This window comes from Ancylothrix sp. D3o, assembly GCF_025370775.1.
Taxonomy (GTDB): Bacteria; Cyanobacteriota; Cyanobacteriia; order Cyanobacteriales; family Oscillatoriaceae; genus Ancylothrix.
The window spans coordinates 21,498-38,482 of sequence record NZ_JAMXEX010000014.1 but is presented as its reverse complement, the minus strand read 5'-3'; the positions used below and the strand labels follow the sequence as shown (position 1 = coordinate 38,482).

General features: G+C 43.4%; 12 protein-coding genes. 5 read left to right on the top strand and 7 right to left on the bottom strand.

Annotation, left to right across the window (positions count from 1 at the left end):
• The first annotated feature begins 19 nt into the window (after positions 1-19).
• Together NG798_RS20270 and NG798_RS20265 are read left to right on the top strand one after the other, a co-directional pair.
• Positions 20-1,165: a PepSY domain-containing protein gene (locus NG798_RS20270; protein ID WP_261225520.1), complete on the top strand. Its 1,146-nt coding sequence runs from the start codon at positions 20-22 to the stop codon at positions 1,163-1,165.
• 69 nt (positions 1,166-1,234) lie between these two features.
• Positions 1,235-2,548: an MFS transporter gene (locus NG798_RS20265; protein WP_261225519.1), complete on the top strand. Its 1,314-nt coding sequence runs from the start codon at positions 1,235-1,237 to the stop codon at positions 2,546-2,548.
• Here NG798_RS20265 and NG798_RS20260 read toward each other — a convergent pair.
• The 3 genes from NG798_RS20260 to NG798_RS20250 all read right to left on the bottom strand — a co-directional run bounded on the left by NG798_RS20260 (position 2,525) and on the right by NG798_RS20250 (position 7,671).
• Positions 2,525-4,594 carry an acylase gene (locus tag NG798_RS20260; RefSeq protein WP_261225518.1) on the bottom strand — a complete coding sequence of 690 codons (2,070 nt, stop codon included), beginning with the start codon at positions 4,592-4,594 and terminating at the stop codon, positions 2,525-2,527. The genes NG798_RS20265 and NG798_RS20260 overlap by 24 nt on opposite strands.
• Before the next feature lie 139 nt (positions 4,595-4,733).
• Entirely contained in the window at positions 4,734-5,912 is a 1,179-nt protein-coding gene (locus NG798_RS20255; RefSeq protein ID WP_261225517.1) for an MORN repeat-containing protein, read from the bottom strand.
• A gap of 151 nt (positions 5,913-6,063) precedes the next feature.
• Positions 6,064-7,671, bottom strand: coding sequence for a TonB family protein (locus NG798_RS20250; protein WP_261225516.1), 1,608 nt, complete (start codon positions 7,669-7,671; stop codon positions 6,064-6,066).
• 764 nt (positions 7,672-8,435) lie between these two features.
• On the opposite strand from NG798_RS20250, the gene NG798_RS20245 reads away from it, so the two are divergent.
• Together NG798_RS20245 and NG798_RS20240 are read left to right on the top strand one after the other, a co-directional pair.
• Positions 8,436-9,101, top strand: coding sequence for a MotA/TolQ/ExbB proton channel family protein (locus NG798_RS20245; protein ID WP_261225515.1), 666 nt, complete (start codon positions 8,436-8,438; stop codon positions 9,099-9,101).
• Complete coding sequence (locus tag NG798_RS20240) at positions 9,085-9,504, top strand: biopolymer transporter ExbD (protein WP_261225514.1); 420 nt, start codon at positions 9,085-9,087, stop codon at positions 9,502-9,504. The genes NG798_RS20245 and NG798_RS20240 overlap by 17 nt, the downstream gene beginning before the upstream one ends.
• 137 nt (positions 9,505-9,641) lie before the next feature.
• On the opposite strand, the gene NG798_RS20235 is transcribed toward NG798_RS20240, so the two are convergent.
• A complete protein-coding gene (locus NG798_RS20235) occupies positions 9,642-13,007 on the bottom strand; it encodes an AAA-like domain-containing protein (protein ID WP_261225513.1) in 3,366 nt (1,121 codons plus the stop codon).
• Positions 13,008-13,043: 36 nt separating this feature from the next.
• Positions 13,044-14,387: an AAA-like domain-containing protein gene (locus NG798_RS20230; RefSeq protein ID WP_261225512.1), complete on the bottom strand. Its 1,344-nt coding sequence runs from the start codon at positions 14,385-14,387 to the stop codon at positions 13,044-13,046.
• A gap of 552 nt (positions 14,388-14,939) precedes the next feature.
• Between NG798_RS20230 and NG798_RS20225 the strand changes: the two genes are divergently transcribed.
• Positions 14,940-15,326 (top strand): hypothetical protein, encoded by a 387-nt coding sequence (locus NG798_RS20225; RefSeq protein WP_261225511.1) that lies wholly within the window; start codon positions 14,940-14,942, stop codon positions 15,324-15,326.
• Positions 15,327-15,405: 79 nt separating this feature from the next.
• Here NG798_RS20225 and NG798_RS20220 read toward each other — a convergent pair whose 3' ends face one another.
• Entirely contained in the window at positions 15,406-16,197 is a 792-nt protein-coding gene (locus NG798_RS20220; protein ID WP_261225510.1) for a LapA family protein, read from the bottom strand.
• A 109-nt stretch (positions 16,198-16,306) separates the two neighbouring features.
• A complete protein-coding gene (locus tag NG798_RS20215) occupies positions 16,307-16,939 on the bottom strand; it encodes a flavin prenyltransferase UbiX (RefSeq protein WP_261225577.1) in 633 nt (210 codons plus the stop codon).
• Positions 16,940-16,985 lie beyond the last annotated feature (46 nt).

Sequence of the window (16,985 nt, the reverse complement as noted above, 5' to 3'; positions counted from 1 at the left end):
CTTTGAGGAAAATTTCGAGATGAAGTTCCGCAAACTCGCATTGACACTGCATTTGTATTTGGGGTTGATGGTAGGAATGTTGCTTGCGGTAATCGCTTTAACCGGCAGTTTGCTGGTTTTTGGAGACGAAATTGAGCATTTCCTTTATCCCCAACTTTTGCAAGTAATTCCTCAAGCCGAAAAAATTCCCCTAGAAACTGTCTTGCAAATTGTCCAAAAAGCTTATCCCCAAAACCAAGCTATTAGTATTTTGTTGCCGCGAGGAATTGAGGAAGTTTGCCAAGTTTCGATGCTTTCTAAAAGTGAGGAATTGCTGAATGTTTACGTCAATCCTTACACCGGCATCATCCAAGGTTCACGCCTTTGGAAAGAAACTTTTACGGGTTTTCTGTTTACAATTCACGCCGAATTAGCTGGGGGCGAACTCGGTCACATCTTTGTTGGATTTTGCGGAATTTTAACTTTAATATTGGCTTTAACCGGCTTGTTTTTGTGGACAGGTTGGCGCAATTTTGAGCGGGGATTTTTGATAAATTGGAAAGTTCACTGGCAGAGGAGTTTATTCGATTTACATAATTTTTCTGGCATTGCATCTGTTGCTTATCTTCTCTTAATTGCTGCTACAGGCACAGCTATAATTTTTTATGTGCCTTTTGAAGAAACTATTTATCGGCTAACGAATGAAAAACCTCAGCCGGCCTTGGTTTCTCATCCGCCAGCCGGTGGTTCGCGGCAAAATCTTGATGAAGTTTTACGCCAAGTTGATACAGTTTTGTTGCCGGCTAAAACTACTTTTATTTCTCTGCCTTCAACTCCTGAAGCTACTTTTAAAGTGCGGAAAAGATTTCCTAATGAAGCTCACCCAAACGGCAGCAGCACTATTTACCTTGATCAATACAGTGGCGAAATATTAAGGGTTGATAGTATTTATTCTTTTTCTCTAGCTGACCGGATTTTGAATGCTCTTTATCCTCTGCATATTGGCAGTTATGGGGGAATTTTATTTCGGGTAATTCATGCGATTACTGGGTTATTAACGATTGTGCTTTTTGTTAGTGGTTTGGTGATCTGGCGGCAGCGATATTTGGCGAAGCTTTACCGGGATAAGGTGATAGAGGAGTATAAGGGTTTTTCGCCGGTTAGTCAGCAATGGCCTTGGTTTTGATTTTTTTTTAACCGCTGAAGTAGGATGAACGCGGATAAATGCAGATGGGTTTTTGGGGGGGGTTTTATAATGCGAAAGTTTATTCAAATTTGGCTTGGACAAACTGCTTCAATTATTGGCAGTTCTATGTCTGGTTTTGCTCTGACTATTTGGGTTTGGGAGTCTACTAATCAAGCGACGGCTTTGGCTTTATTTATTTTTTTTGCTCAATTGTCGCGCATTTTGATAGCTCCGGTTGCCGGCATTTTAGTTGATCGTTGGAATCGAAAGTTTTTAATGATTATTAGTGATGCTGTGTCAGCGCTGTTAACACTCATTATTTTATTGCTTTACGTCAACCAAAGCCTGCAAGTTTGGCATTTATATCTTGCAGGAGCAATTAGCGGCTTTTTTGAACAATTTCAGCAGTTAGCCTACTCAACTACCATTACAACAATGGTGCCAGAAAAACATTACAGCCGCGCCAGCAGTTTAAGTTTTTTGGCAATTTACAGCGCGAGTATTATTGCTCCAACATTGGCGGGGGTTCTCTATTCTGTTATAGGGTTGAATGGGATTTTTTTGATTGATTTGGCAACTTTTACAATAGCGATTTCTACAGTTTTATTTGTCAAAATACCCCAGCCGGCAATCACTCCTCATCCCAACTCAACTCGCCCTCACCTGTTGGAAGAACTCAGCTTTGGATTCCGCTACATTGCCAAAAGTCCGAGCCTGGTTGCTTTGTTGGTGTCAGTTTCCCTCTTTTGGTTTGCTCACGACATCGGCGCTGCACTCTACTCGCCAATGATTTTGGCACGCACCGCTGCTGATCCCAGAATTCTCGGTAATATCCTTTCAGCCGCCGGCGTGGGTGGTGTTGTCGGCGCATCAGTCATCAGTATTTGGGGTGGGCCCAAACAGCGAATACGCGGCTTTTTGCTCGGCATCGTCGGCACCGGCTTTAGTAAAACAGTTTTTGGGCTCGCTCAAGTAATTTCGATCTGGATACCGGCTCAATTTTTCTCATCTCTGAATTTTCCCATTGTCGGCACTTCCAACGAGGCGATCTGGTTGGCGAAAGTTGAGCCAGAAGTTCAAGGCCGAGTTTTCGCCACCAGAGCAGTTTGTATTCAAATCGCCTCAGCAATTGGCTTATTAATAGCCGGGCCCCTTGCTGATCGTATCTTTGAACCGGCAATGCAACCCGGAGGTTTTTTAGCCGTTATTTTTGGCGGAATTGTTGGCACAGGTGCCGGTGCCGGTATGGCTTTTTTATATGCTATTTCTTCGTTTGGTTTATTTTTAATTGGAGCCGGTGGATATTTTTACCGGCCCCTACGGAATATGGAAAACCGGCCCATAAATAATCAAAAAATTTCACCGACTGAATTGAGGGGATAGCATCTGACGCGAACTCAAATGAGCTTCAATTTCTGAACGAGATCGCCATACAGGGCGCAATTTCTTTTCAGCAAATAACTGCAATTGATCGCCGGTTTGAGGCGAATTTGGTTGAGTAGAATTGCCATAACTATTCAATGCCATTGCTTTAACAGGATTAGAAAACTCAATTGCCGCTACAAAAGAATCACCGGCAACCGCTTGAAAACGATTTTCTTTACCAGGCGCAAACCACACAGATCGAAATACCCCCAAAGAACCATCACCCCCGTTTGCCGGCAAATTTTCCCCTTGATAAGCCAATCTAAAAACCTCCCCCCAGGCTACGTTTAATGCGCCATAAGTCGCCTCAACTTTATTAGCTGCTGCTTCCAATACTCGCACCGCCTCCACTGGATTTGCCAACCCGTCTGGCGTTGTTAAGGGTGCATTTTCGCTCCAAGGTTTAGCAAATAAATTATCTTCATCCATCGCTTTTTCCCAAAAAGCAAACAGCACAGCACCACGACTTTCTGCATCAACTTTACGATCCCAAGCCGCCAGAACTTCCGCAGCACGACGGGCTTTTTCGCTGCCTTTTCTGGCGACAGGAATTAAATCATCAAGGATGCGCTCAGCGAGTTCTACCTGAGTGGAATGTTTATATTTAATCAATTCCTCAAAAGAGATTTTTTCGTCTTCTAAGAGCATTTTTGCTGAGCGCTGAGCCCGAAAATCCATCGGCCCTCGCGGTGCCATGTAGGGGGGATAATTGGCCGGTTTAATCGGGCTGGGAAAAGTTGTAGTCCAGGGTGGATCGTTGGCATTTTGTAACCACCCACTCGGCGGATCAATGACTCGTGGTAAATCGGAATAGGGATGAGTTTTTGTCCATAAAGTCTCTGATGTTTCGCCGGGAATAATGCCAGACCAATATTTAAAATCTCCTTTTTTCCGAATCGGAACTTGACCGTTAAATAAGTGCATAATATGCCCTTCGCGGTCGGCATATATGACCGTAAACATGGGAATTTCTAAGCGCTTTAAAGTTGTTTCAAATTCATTGAAATTTTTTGCTTTCGCCATATCCCACCACTGCTGAAGGGCTGCCGGTTTATCGAGCCCGACAACCCGCAAGGCGACGGCTTTACCATCTTTTTCTGTTAGAACCGGCCCGTGAACAGAACGCCGTATTACTAGAGTTTCTGAGCGGAAATTTCCATTGTTTTGTTTAACTTTTAAAACTTTTTCTTCTTGCTCAAACTTTTGAATTTTGCCATCAAAAAGATAGCCATCTTTAGCTAGGGTTAATTGGTAAGCATCCCATCCATCGTGAGTGTTTACGGTGTGAGTCCATCCTAAGTTATCGTTAAAGGCAATTGTTAAAATAGGAGAGCCAATAAGAGTAGCGCCGTAAGCGTTAATTTCTGGGCCGGTTAGTTGCGCTTCATACCACAAATATAAATCTGACCAAGGTAAATGAGGATTTGCCAAAAGCATCGCATTTCCGCTTTGAGAATGCGAAGGAGCAATTGCCCAACCATTTGAGCCTTTAGGGGTGTTATTTTCAGAATTTTGAGCAAGCTTTGCAACGTTTTCTGGCTCGACTATAAAAGTAAAATTGATCACGCGCTGCTGGTGAGCTAATACGTCTGCCGGTGTGAGGGGTAATGCTACTTTTAATTCTTCGCTGATCGCCTCTGGATGCTCTTTTATATAGGCATTCATGCCATCAGTAAAAGCATCAATATAGTTGCGAAAAATGGTATTTTGTGCTTGATACCACGCTTGGGCGCGATTAGGAATTCCCATAGTTTGCACTAAGCGATCAGATTCCAGATAATCTTCGCCCCAATATTCGGCAGCTTGCCCACGCGCTTGCCCATAAAGACGCAAAATCAGATTACCATGACTTTGCATTTGTGCCCATCCAAAAGAGTAGAAAAGGCTTTGATTATTGGTTGCAAAAATATGAGGAATTCCGTAGGTATCCCAAAGTATTTGGGGGCCGGTTTCGGTTGCGGATTGACTGCAATTATTGAGGAGCAAAACTAAAGTAAAACTCATCAATAAAGAGATAATCTGTCTGATTGGTTTTTTTAGTTTTAGAAACACTGTAAGTTAATTGATTAGGGTTAAATTGAAAGTAGGCAGCCTTTTGAAAAAGCTGCCTAAATAAACCGCCGCCAACTTTGAGGTTATCAAGCTATTTTTGAAGCTGTCCCTGTTGCCAATTTCCCTCTACTTTTGTTCCATCCGCATAGACGTACGAACCTTGACCGTGTTTTTGCCCGTTGAGAAATTCGCCTTCGTAGCGATCTCCATTGGCATAAACACAAACGCCTTTGCCGTTGAATTGCCCATCGCTGAATTCCCCTTCACAGCGATCACCATTGGCAAATTTATAGACACCTTTGCCATTCATTTTGCCATCATTAAATGTGCCTTCATAACTATTGCCATTGGCAAAAGTATAAATGCCTTTGCCACTAATTTTCCCGGCTTGAAATTCGCCTGTATAATTGCCGCCCTTCGCAAAAGTAAGAGTACCTTGCCCCTGAAATTGACCATTGACAAAATTGCCTTTATAACTATTGCCGTTGGCAAATTCTTGGACACCTTCGCCATTGAAATCGCCATTGTTAAATTGTCCTTGATATCTTCCCCCTTCTTTAAAGGTTAAAATTCCCTGTCCTTGAGGTTTGCCATTAACAAAATCGCCTTCATAACGATTTCCATTGCCGTATTCTCGAATTCCTTTGCCGTTAAATTGTCCTTCAGTAAATTGCCCTTCGTAGCGCCCTCCTTCGGCAAAGGTATAAATTCCTTGTCCGTGAGGTAAATTGTTGAGCAAGTCTCCTTCATAGCGGTTTTTATTTGCATATACGCAATTGCCTTTACCGCTAATTTTGCCGTCTTTGAGTTCGCCTTCGCAGCGAGTTCCATTACTGAAAGTGAACGCGCCTTTACCACTAGGAGAACCGGCAACAAAAGGGCCTTCATAGCGTGTACCGTTGGAGGTTGTAAAGACTCCCATACCTTCAAATTGGCCGGTTTTAAATTCCCCTTCGTAGCGGTTGCCGTTGGGAAATTCGCGGATGCCTTTGCCGTTGAATTCTCCATCAGCAAATTCTCCGTCATAACGCCCTCCTTCTTTAAAGGTATAGATGCCTTTACCGTGAGGTTTACCGTTGAGAAATTGCCCTTCGTAGCGGTCTCCGTTGGCGTATTGGCAGTTGCCGGGCCCGCTAATTTTACCGTCGCTCAATTCTCCCTCGCAGCGGCTTCCATCGGGCAAGGTTATAACTCCCGCGACTGCACGGGGAGAGTAAATTAAAGATTGGGCAATTGACAAGCTAGATGCGAGTAAAAGAGCGCTTGTCATTTGATAAATTTTACTTGTTTTTGTTGCAGTTTTTTCAAGCTTCATACTGGGTAAAAGTTTCTACAATGTGGTTGGTCTATGGTGGGTATTTTCCCGGCACAAATAGTGAGTTTTTTAAAGCGATAAACTTACTCTTTGTTGCCGAACAAATTTAATCATCGAGATCAAACCGAACTGCTACGATTTTTCCCTGGACTCCACTTTCTGATGAAGAGAATTTCCAATTTCTCACAGTGTTGATAGCAGCTTGATCAAAGTCTTCGTGACCGCTGGAAGTCGCTATTGAGGCATCGACGACGTTACCATCAGGGTCTATGTTAAGAAGGACTTCCACTACCCCTTCTCGTTTTTGTCTTCTGGCTGAGATGGGATATGCCGGTTTATTGCAGCTAACGCAAACTCCTGGTGTACCACCGCTACCCCCCGACGGACGCCCCGATCCTGCTGTTGAACTTTCTGGTTTTGGCATTGCTCCTATACCGCCGCCAAAGGGCTCGGATGAACCGATGCCATCGCCACTGCCGGCACCCCCAGATGAGGAATTCCCGTTATATCCTCCACCGCTGTCACCTCCGCCGTCACCTCCAGGGATTCCTGAAGAACCTGGATCTCCTAAGTCGGGGAATCCGCCACCAGAGGAACTACCACCCCCAGGACGATAGGCGCTAACCGGCGGATCAGTATTTCTGGGCGCTCGCTGCATTGCGCCTGAATTGTTTCCAAAGGGTTCTCCTGAACCGATGCCGTCGCTATTGCCAGCGTCAGCGGATGAGGAGTTCCAGTTATTTCCAACACTGCTGTCACCGCCAGGGATGTCAGGAGAACTTGGGTTTACTAAATCTGACAAAGAGTCGCCAGAGGAACTGCCACCCCCAGGACGATAGGCTGTGACTGGCGGATCGGTTGTCGGTGGCCGGTCTATGGGTGGAGAGTTATTTCCAAATGGCTCGGATAAAGGTTCGCCTGTATCGCTACCTCTAGCGGGTGATGAGTTTGGTTCACTTTCTCCGAGGTTTTCAGATTTGTTTGGGTTTGGCGCATCGCTCATAAAGTCTGTTGAGCCGCCGCCACTAGGACGAGAGGCGGTGACGGGCGGCTCGTTGGCAGGAGGATCGGTGGCCGGTGGGTTAGAGTTATCTGTTTGAGGGGGTTCTGAAGTATCTGCCGGTGGAGAAACCGGAGAATTGGTGATCGGCGGTGAAACCGGCTCTTCTTTTAAAGTTGGCGGTGGTGTAACCGGCTCTTCTTTTACAGTTGGCGGTGGTGTAACCGGCTCTTCTTTTACAGTTGGCGGTGGTGCAACAGCCTCTTCTTTTAAAGTTGGCGGTGGTGTAACAGGCTCTTCTTTTAAAGTTGGCGGTGGTGCAACAGCCTCTTCTTTTAAAGTTGGCGGTGGTGTAACAGGCTCTTCTTTTAAAGTTGGCGGTGGTGTAACAGGCTCTTCTTTTAAAGTTGGCGGCGGTGTAACCGGCTCTTCTTTTGGAATTTCTTCTACCGTCTCAGTTTTTGCCGGTTCGGGCGGCGGGGCAACCTCTTTTTCTGCAACAGGTTCTGGCTCGACTGCCTTGGTTTCAGGCTCCTCAACTACAACAAATTCAATAGGTTCTTCTTCGGCTTCAGCAGCATTGACAAAGTTGAGGCTAAACGGTAGCACCACACCGTGCAGCACCGCTGAGGCTAGAAAGCTCAATGCCAGAAACTTTTTGAGCTTCTGTTGTTGTTGTTCTCTTTGCGCCGCTGAAAAGTTAGAAACGCTCATGCGTTATGGCTCTCCTATATGCAGGGGTTGGGAAAATGTTTGCTCGTTGCCCCACCTCTCCCGAAGAGACAAACCAGCTTCGGGTTAAGTGTGTCCTTGACTAGGAACCTACAGATCCTATAGGAAGCAGGGATCTTTTCTCAAGCACTCTTGATAATTATTACCATTTATTTAGAAATATCTTTTGAGATTACCAAGCATCTTACCCTTGGCCCTTGGCTCACCTTTGTAAAATTGGCTTTGGCAGAGCTTGGTGTCTGATCCGCTGACTTGGCTTTGGATAAACCAGGCTAAATAGCGCCAAAGCCTTACAGGTATGAGTTTCTTTAACACTTATTCAGATTTTTATATCATTTCTACTTATTAATAATTGCCTTAAGGATGAAAAATTTTTATATATAAACGGCGTAAGGGCTTGACATTTAATCGAGTTTGTGGAAATCTAGTTGAGAAATCTTTTTAAATAAAGAGATGAGGAAAATTCCTAGTAAAAGCTTTTAATAAGAAAGCGCTAGTACAAAAATTTCTACAGATAGCGGTAGCGGCGTTTTGCGTGTACTGACAGATAGGCGCTCTAACCTCCGCGCACTATTGTGTAGCTATTTTGGAGTGAAATTATTTCGAGTCCGAATCGCTTTCCCCGGCTTCTGTGACAAAAAAACAGGGAAAAATTTTTGCGGTTTCGGTTTTTCAAGCAAAGGCGTGTGAAGCGCAACTATCGCGCAAGCGATTCGATCAATATATCTCGTAAAAAGTGGAAACCAATGGATAACTTTATTTATATTTTTCGTGCAGGGGGTATCGTTTCTTGGCCACTGCTTGCCTCTTCAATAGCGGCAGTTGCGCTGATTATAGAACGCCTTGGGTTTTGGTTTCGGGTGAACCGACGACAGCGGCGAATGGTGAAAGAAGTGCTGCACCTGTATCGTCAAAACCCAGACACAGCCATTAAAAAGCTGCAAGTTAACGCCGATCTGCCGCTGGCGAGAATTTTTTTAGAAGCTTTAGAACTCGAAGATCCGAATGCTGAAGAGTTTCGCTTAGCGCTCGAAAGTGCTGCTCAGGCGGAAATTCCGGTTCTCAAACGCTTTAATACAATATTTGACACAATCATCAGCCTTTCGCCGTTATTTGGGTTGCTGGGAACGGTTTTAGGATTAATTACCACCTTTGCTGCGCTTAAACTAGGGGATATAGGAGGTACCAGCACAACAAACGTCACCGCGGGTATTAGCGAAGCGCTGGTATCTACAGCTATGGGTTTGGTGGTAGCGATCTTTACCCTAGTTTTTGCGAATATGTTTCGCGGATTTTATCTGCAACAGATAGCTTTTATACAGGAAGCAGCAGGGCAACTAGAGTTACTTTACCGTCACCGCTACGAACAAAAACAAAAACAAGGAGAACCTACTTATGCGCCTACCCGATGAACCTGACAATATTGCTCAAATTAACATCGTCCCAATGATTGATGTGGTTTTTGCTATTCTTACGTTTTTCATTGTTTCATCACTTTTTTTGAGCAAATCGGACGGAGTGGCGAAAGAAGAATTGCCGGTCAATTTACCACAAGCAACTACGTCTCAGCCTCAACAAGCGCCTTCTAAAATTACTGTTACGATTGATGCGAAAGGAGCGTTAATGGTGGACAAAAAAGCCGTCAAAATAGATGAGCTTGAAAGTGCTGTGCGGCAGATAATGGGAACAAATGAAAGCCAGTTAGTTGTGTTAAATGCTGATAAAACAGTTGATCATGGCAATATTGTAGAAGTCATGGATCGATTGCGGAAAATTAAAGGCATTAAGTTAGGAATCGCTACTGTGCGACCTTAGTTTAGCTTTAGGGAGTTTGTTAAGGGGCAAATGTTGGCAGGGGATGTGAAGATTACTTGACCTGCAAAAAGTTTTGGCGATGACTCGGACGCAAGGCGGCGAAAGTATGAAGATGGCAGCCTAGAAAAAACCGGCCCCTATTTTCCCAACCACAAACCCCCCCGAAAAAGCAACGCATCTAAATTATTTTCTAACTTGCCAATCTCCCATAAACGCGCTGTTTCATCGGCAGAACCACTCAACAAAAATTCACCATTGGGGCTAAAAACCACACTCCAAACCCATCCATAATGACCATTAAATTGCTTAATTTCTCTTCCTTCTAAATCCCACAATCGAGCCGTACCATCCGCTGAGGCGGTGGCAATGCAATCATTTTTCGGGCTAAAAGAAACGCTTAAAACTGCGCCATGATGCCCTTTAAAAATGGCGATTTGTTTTCCTTCTAAATTCCACAATCTGGCGGTGCCATCCTCAGAGCCGGTTAACACTAAGTCACCATTGCGGCTAAAAGAAACGCTCCAAACTAAGCCTTGATGCCCCTTAAATTCGGTGATAATTTTACCGGATAAGTTCCATAATTTTGCGGTACAATCTGCGGATGCTGTGGCAATTTTTTCTGGTTGGGGACTAAACGCCACGTCATACACCCAATCTTGATGCCCCTTTAAAATTGCTTGTTCTTTTCCTTCTAAATTCCATATTCTTGCTGTATGATCTGCTGAGGAAGTTGCAATTAAATTATTGTCAGGGCTAAAACTTAGTGCTAATACCCAGCCGGTGTGCCCTTTACACTCTTTTAGTAATTCCCCGTTTGGATTCCATATTTTCGCCGTTTTATCCTCGGAAGCTGTGGCAATTAAAGAGTCATTTTGGCTAAACTTTACACTGGAAACCCAACCACTATGAGCTTTAAAGCTGCTAATTTCTTGGCCGGATATATCCCATAATTTAACTGTACCTTCATAACAAGCGGTTGCTATTTTATCGCCAAAAGAGTTAAAAGTCGCATTTAAAATTTTATCACAATGCGGTTGAAATTTAACTTTTTGCTTTCCATAAATATCCCATACTCTGACAATTCCCTCGCCGGTGCCGGTAACTAAATATTGACCATTGCCACTAAAACAAAGACTGCCGGCGGTTCCTTGATGTCCTTTAAATCTGTCTATTTCTTTACCTGATAAATCCCATAATCTTGCTGTACCATCAAATGAGCCGGTGGCTATATATTTGCCATCTGGACTAAAACTAACACTTTTTACCCAGCCGGTGTGTCCTTTAAATTCTGCCTTTCTTTTTCCTTTTAAATCCCACAATTTGGCTGTTAAATCTGCGGAGGCTGTGGCAATATATTCGCCGTTGGGACTAAAACAAATACTCAATAACCATCCGTCAGCAGCTTTGATTTTTTTTAGTTCTTTTCCGCTTAAATCCCATATTCTAACTGTACAATCTTCGGAGCCGGTGGCTATAATATTTTCCTGGGGATGAAACATCACGGCTGTTACCCAGCCTTTATGTTTTTTAAATTCTATGATTAGCTTAAAATTTTCATCCCAAACTTTTGCAGTACCGTCTTCAGAAGCGGTGGCTATCAACTTGCCACAACTACTAAAATTTAGGCTGGTAATTCGGCGGGGATGTGCCTTAAATTGCGTTAACAATTTTCCAGCAAGATCCCATACTCTGACAATCCCATTTTCACAGCCGGTTATTACTAAATTTTGTGTATTATTAAATGCTAGGGCCGGCACACTTCCTTGATGATTCTTTAATTCTACGCATTTTTTTCCAGACAAATCCCACAAAATCGCGGTGCCATCATTAGAAGCCGTTGCAATATAATCTCCCTGGGGACTAAAACTCACACAATTAACAGCACCTTGATGCCCTTTAAGTTGTTTTTTTTCTCGAATGGCATCTAAAATATTTTGCAATGCTTGGACGGGACTGGTAATTGAATAATTCGAGGATTCTGCATTTTCAATTTGCCATTTTTGCAAATCTTCTCCCGCTTGCATTGCTAACAACAACGCTTCAATTTCTTTGCCCTCAACTTCAAATAATCTTAATGCTTCCCCTCCCTGTCTTTCTATTTTAGTGCCAAGTCGTGCTTGTTGCAGCATTTTATATGCTTGTTGTTTGGCTTCTTCTAATATTTGTTTTGCTTGCCTTTCGGCTTGTAATTCTAATTTAATTTGTACCCGATCTAATCGCTGACTTTCTGCCAAAAAATCATCATCTTCTACACTTAAACTTTTACCGGCTTTCCATGCTAAAGCCTCTTGCAAAGCTTCTCCTCGCAACAGCCGAGAAATATCTAGCCGGTTTGAGTCCAACCAAGCCTTAATAGCTTGACTGTAGGGACGCAAAGCACTTAATTGTTGAGTGACCCAACTTTGATTAAAAACTTCTTCATAAATAGCATTAGAAACCTTTAGCTGGCTGTTTTGCTTGACAACTAAACCCGACAATCTTAACTCCATTTCTTCAGGAGAGTCTTGAACCTTAACAGAACCTTTTTGCAAAATTTGTTGATATAATCCCAGCAACCGACCGGCCCGCAATTCATTACTCAAAAGCCTGTTTCTAATTGTTCTCAAATGCTCAGGCTCATCCTGAGATTCCCAATTTTTAATAATGTGATTTCTGACAAAACTTTCCACAGAAATCTCTTCATTTTCTGGCAGATTAAAATTTTGGATAACTTGACAAAGCTTTTGTGTAAGAAATGGTTGCCCTCCCGTCCAACTTAACACCTCTTTAATCACTTTTTGGGGATTTTTAACCTTTTCTGCCAAACCCTCGCTTAAAGCTAAATTAGCCTCATCAAACGTAAAACCACATAACTCAATTGCCCTGCCAATATTAAAAGGAGTACGCTTTTTATCTGCCATTAAATCTGCCGGTGTCGCCACACCCAACAAGCAAAAACTCAACCGCAAATATTCAGAATTTTCGGCCCGCTGATTATAACAAGCACGAATAAACGCAAAAAAATCATCCTTAAACGGCACCGAAATAATACTATCAATTTCATCAATAAAAATGACAATTTTTCCCGAAAACTCCCCTAACAAAACCTCCTCAATAAAAGCTTGTAAGCGTTGCACCGGCAATAACCCATCCCTCTCATACCACCAGCTTTTAAAATCAAATTTTCTCCCCAAACCAAAACCGCGCAACAACTCAGAAACCACCCCCCCATACCACTCTAACTCATACGTCTTACTAGCATTCCCAAAACTCCCCAACCGTGTCAAATCAATCGAAGCACATTTAATCCCCGCCGCCTTTAAAAGCTTCATCATTTGCACCCTTAAACTCGACTTCCCCATTTGCCGAGAATTCAAAACATAACAAAACTCCCCCCCCTTCAAACCCTCATACAAATCAACATCAGCCTTACGACTCACATAACTAGGATGCTGAAACTCCAAACTACCACCAACCTGAAACTTATACCCCATAAAAACCCCCAACCAAAAACATAAATTCATCCGCGTTAATCTGCGTTCATCTGCGGTTTAAAAACCTTACAACCGCTCCCGAAAATAGCGCCGATATAACTCACACCTCGGACTACTAAAATCCCCCAAACGTTGAATCAAACCCATACTATATAACTTATAACCCTGCAAAGTTTCCACACGCACCGGCACATCAGAAACCACCACATCCTTTAAAGCCGCCTCCAACTTAGGATGCTCCTTCAAAACATCCAAATGGCGGCGTAAATGATCACCATAAATACCCGAATCAGTCATCGCCTCCCCCAGCAACTCAGCCAAAGATTTTTGAGAGCGAGCAAGATGATAAAACATCAACCGAATTAAATAAGGATGCCCTCCCACCATCTCCAGCAAACGAGATAAACCATCCTCACCAATTTGCAGTTCCCAATCAAGCGAATGTTGCCTTACTAAACATTCCACCTCTGCCAAACTAAACTCTCGCAACTCCACCGGCAGGCCCACATTAAACGGCGATTGATTAATATCCAACTTACCATAATACTCGGTCGAATAAACCACAACCAACCGCAAATTTTCCCAAATTTCCACCGCCTTAGCTTCCTCATGCCAACTTCGGAGCATCGGGAAAAACTGACCGGCAATTTCTGGATACTGAAACACCCGATCTACCTCATCCAAAGCCAACACCAAAGGCGCATTTATCTCCTCCAAAATACTCGCTTCAAAATACGTTGTACAACTAACAATACTTCCCCTTGCCTCATCCCAATACTCCCCTAAATTTGTCGGTTTTTTTAACTTTTGACCGGCATAAGCACACATCCACCGCAAAAACTTATCTAAATCACTAAAAACCGCCTTCTCTGCTTGCAAAAAATTTAACATCACCGTTTGATATCCCAAATTTTTACCCTCTTCTAAAATTCGGTTCAACAGCGAAGTTTTCCCCATTTGTTTCGGAGCTTTAACATTAATCAGCGCTCCCGGTTTTCGTAGGGCTTCATAACACTCACTTTCAATCGGACTACGCTCTATATAAAAAGGCGAATTTAAGGCAACTGCTCCCTCTGGAAATTCTAACTTTTTTGGCGATTTAGTATTTAATAATTTCTGGTTCTTCTCCTCTTGCTGCGCTTTTCGTTGCAACCCAGCCCGAAAATTTGTTTTACTTACTTCTTCGCCTAATGCTTTAGATAACATCCGCCAAAGCTTCGGGCCCACTGTTCGCTGAAGATAGTTAGTTGCATATTCTGAATTTTCCGACATTTCCTCATAAGTTTTGTTTTCCCACGCCCCCCGCAAAATAACGATCTCTACATCACTTAGATGTTTTTTTGTCTGCTTAAATACTGCCTGATCTGCTACCTTAAAAGCTTGTTCAAAATTTATCTGTTGGTCTGACATATACGTTTATTTTTATTAATTTCAGGACGATTTAAGCAAAAAGTATTAACAGTATTATAACCTCCTTATTCTAAGGATTGACCGTTGGCTTTCATTCCGGCAACCATCCAAGCGGATTTTTTCACCACCTCTCTGTATTAGAGCAGTATTGCAATTTTTACTTGACGCGAGGAAAAATTTGTTCCCATTTACTACCCGCCAACCGGCCCCTAAACCGCTCCATAACACAAAAATGTTTTTTTGTCAAAACCAACGTGCCGGTTTTCAAATCGGCCCAGTATGCAGCCAAGAGCATCCGGGGTAAAAAGCTGAAAGCAGCGTCTAGCCATTGTAACGCCTTAACCAATTGCACTTGCGCCCTAATTACGCTTCCAAAAGTGTCAGCAGTAGCTACCCACACAGGGAAATAGTAGTTAAAAGTAGTAGAAGGTAAGGGCAACAGACAGCGACTTTAAAAATAGTCTGTTTCCGGATCGAGACAGTCGTTAAAAGGACTATGCGCTAAGCCCAAATTGATTTAACCTTATTAACAGTTTACCCCCCGAAGGTTTTATGTACTACTCCAAATTTAATGACCAAAATCCTCACTTGCAAAAACTCTTTCCCCAAGGTGTGCCGGTGTACAACTCAACCCCGGATGAATTTCAAGAACTCTATGACGAAACCGGAGAACTTCTTGATATTATACCGGCCTTTCGAGTCAACCTTAAAGCCATGACAAAAAACGATGAACTCACAATATTAAACCTTTGTGCTTCTACAATGGATGACCCCCTTTTTATTCAAGGTATTTTCAGACTTATAGATAATGGCTGGCTGACGATTCCTGAAGATTGGATAGAGTCCGTAGTATGGCGTGCCGGTGAAACTGTGTTTTGCTTCAAATGTGATGGCAATCCTACCCCCATCGAAACACCTATTCTTCACAGTTTTGTTTAATAATCAGGGGCAATTATGCCGGCACTTCTCACTCCTCGCACCCATCCGAAAAAAAGGCAAATTCCCGTTTTTTCACTTTTTACCAATCATCCGACTTTGGCTTTTTCTTTTTCCCCCAATCATCCTCTACTGGCGGCGGGGGAGTCGGCGCCGGCGGAGGAATAATCACCCGATAATCTGCATCCGTTACCGGCTCAGTTTTCTTATCTGGAATCAATTCGATTTTTGGCGGTTCAGATTCCGCAGACTCCCGATAGCTGTAAGAATAAACTGAACCCGTCCAAGAAGTTGATTTTGGTTCCTGCGAGGCTTCATAATTTTTATTTTCCAGGTTTCTATTTTCCGGTGTTTCTTCTTCCCAATCTTCATAAAACTCATCATCATCTATATCCGGTTCTGAGTAATTATTTCTTCTGGCGGTATCCTCATTTCTTGGTCGAGTTTGTTCATTGGCCCGCCCCCGCAGATTATCCTGCAAATCATCATCTTTTTCTTCGCGCCAGCCCACAGCACCCCCCGTAATTGTTTCACTATAAACTCTTTCAGGGCGATCATAATTATCTTGTAAAACTGTATCGGTTCGGGGTGCCGGTTGACGAGGAGGAATATCATTTTGCCGCGAAGGAATGCGCCGATTTGACGCCGATTCTTGATTTATCAAAGGATGGGAAAACTTAAACAAAGCGCCAATTATCAAAGCCGTTACGACTCCGGCAAAAAACGCCCCCAACACCCACACAGAAAGAGGAAGCGTCAGGGAAGCCATTCCCAAAAACACCAAAGGCAAAGCAAAAGTCGAACTATTTTGCACAGCAAAAATCGTCAAACTTCCTAACAAAACAAACAACAAAACATTCCGAATTTCACGCATATTTTTTAAATGCCCAAGACATTTTTTATTGTTCAGGACAAACGCACTCGTGAAGTTAGAAACCGATTTTTTTTGACAAAACTGGTTTCTGGACGCATCACCTTTTGCCCTATTTATATCCTTGCCAACGTTCAAGCGGGATACAATCAATATCAAGCTGATCCAAAGCGCGAGCCACCACAAAATCCACCAAATCTTCAATGGTTTTGGGGTGGTGATACCAGGCTGGAATTGCCGGCACAATTCTTGCACCCGCCTCCGCCAATGTTGTTAAATTCCGTAAATGAATTAAACTAAAAGGCGTTTCACGCGGCACTAATACCAGTTTACGACCTTCTTTTAACTGCACATCTGCCGCACGTTCGAGCAAATCTGAACTCACACCCGCCGCCAACTTCCCCACCGTACTCATACTACACGGAATAACGAGCATCCCCAAGGTGCGAAACGAACCACTGGCAATATTTGCCCCCACATCTTGCCAAGGGTGACAACGAAGTTTACCCCCCGTCACACCACCGGCCATCTGACGCCAGAAATCTTCTTGCTGGGTTGGTTCTGCCGGCATTCTAATATTTTCCTCAGCCTGCCAGACCATATAAACAGATTTTGACGCCACCAACTCCACCGCATAATCTGCACAAAGCAAAAATTTAATTGCCCGTACCGCATAAATGAGGCCAGATGCGCCAGAAACCCCGATAATTAAAGGTTTAGTTTTTTGTGTAAAATCTTCTGTCATTGTGGGGTGGGTAAAGGTAAGAGGCAAGTTGATTTTACCAATTACC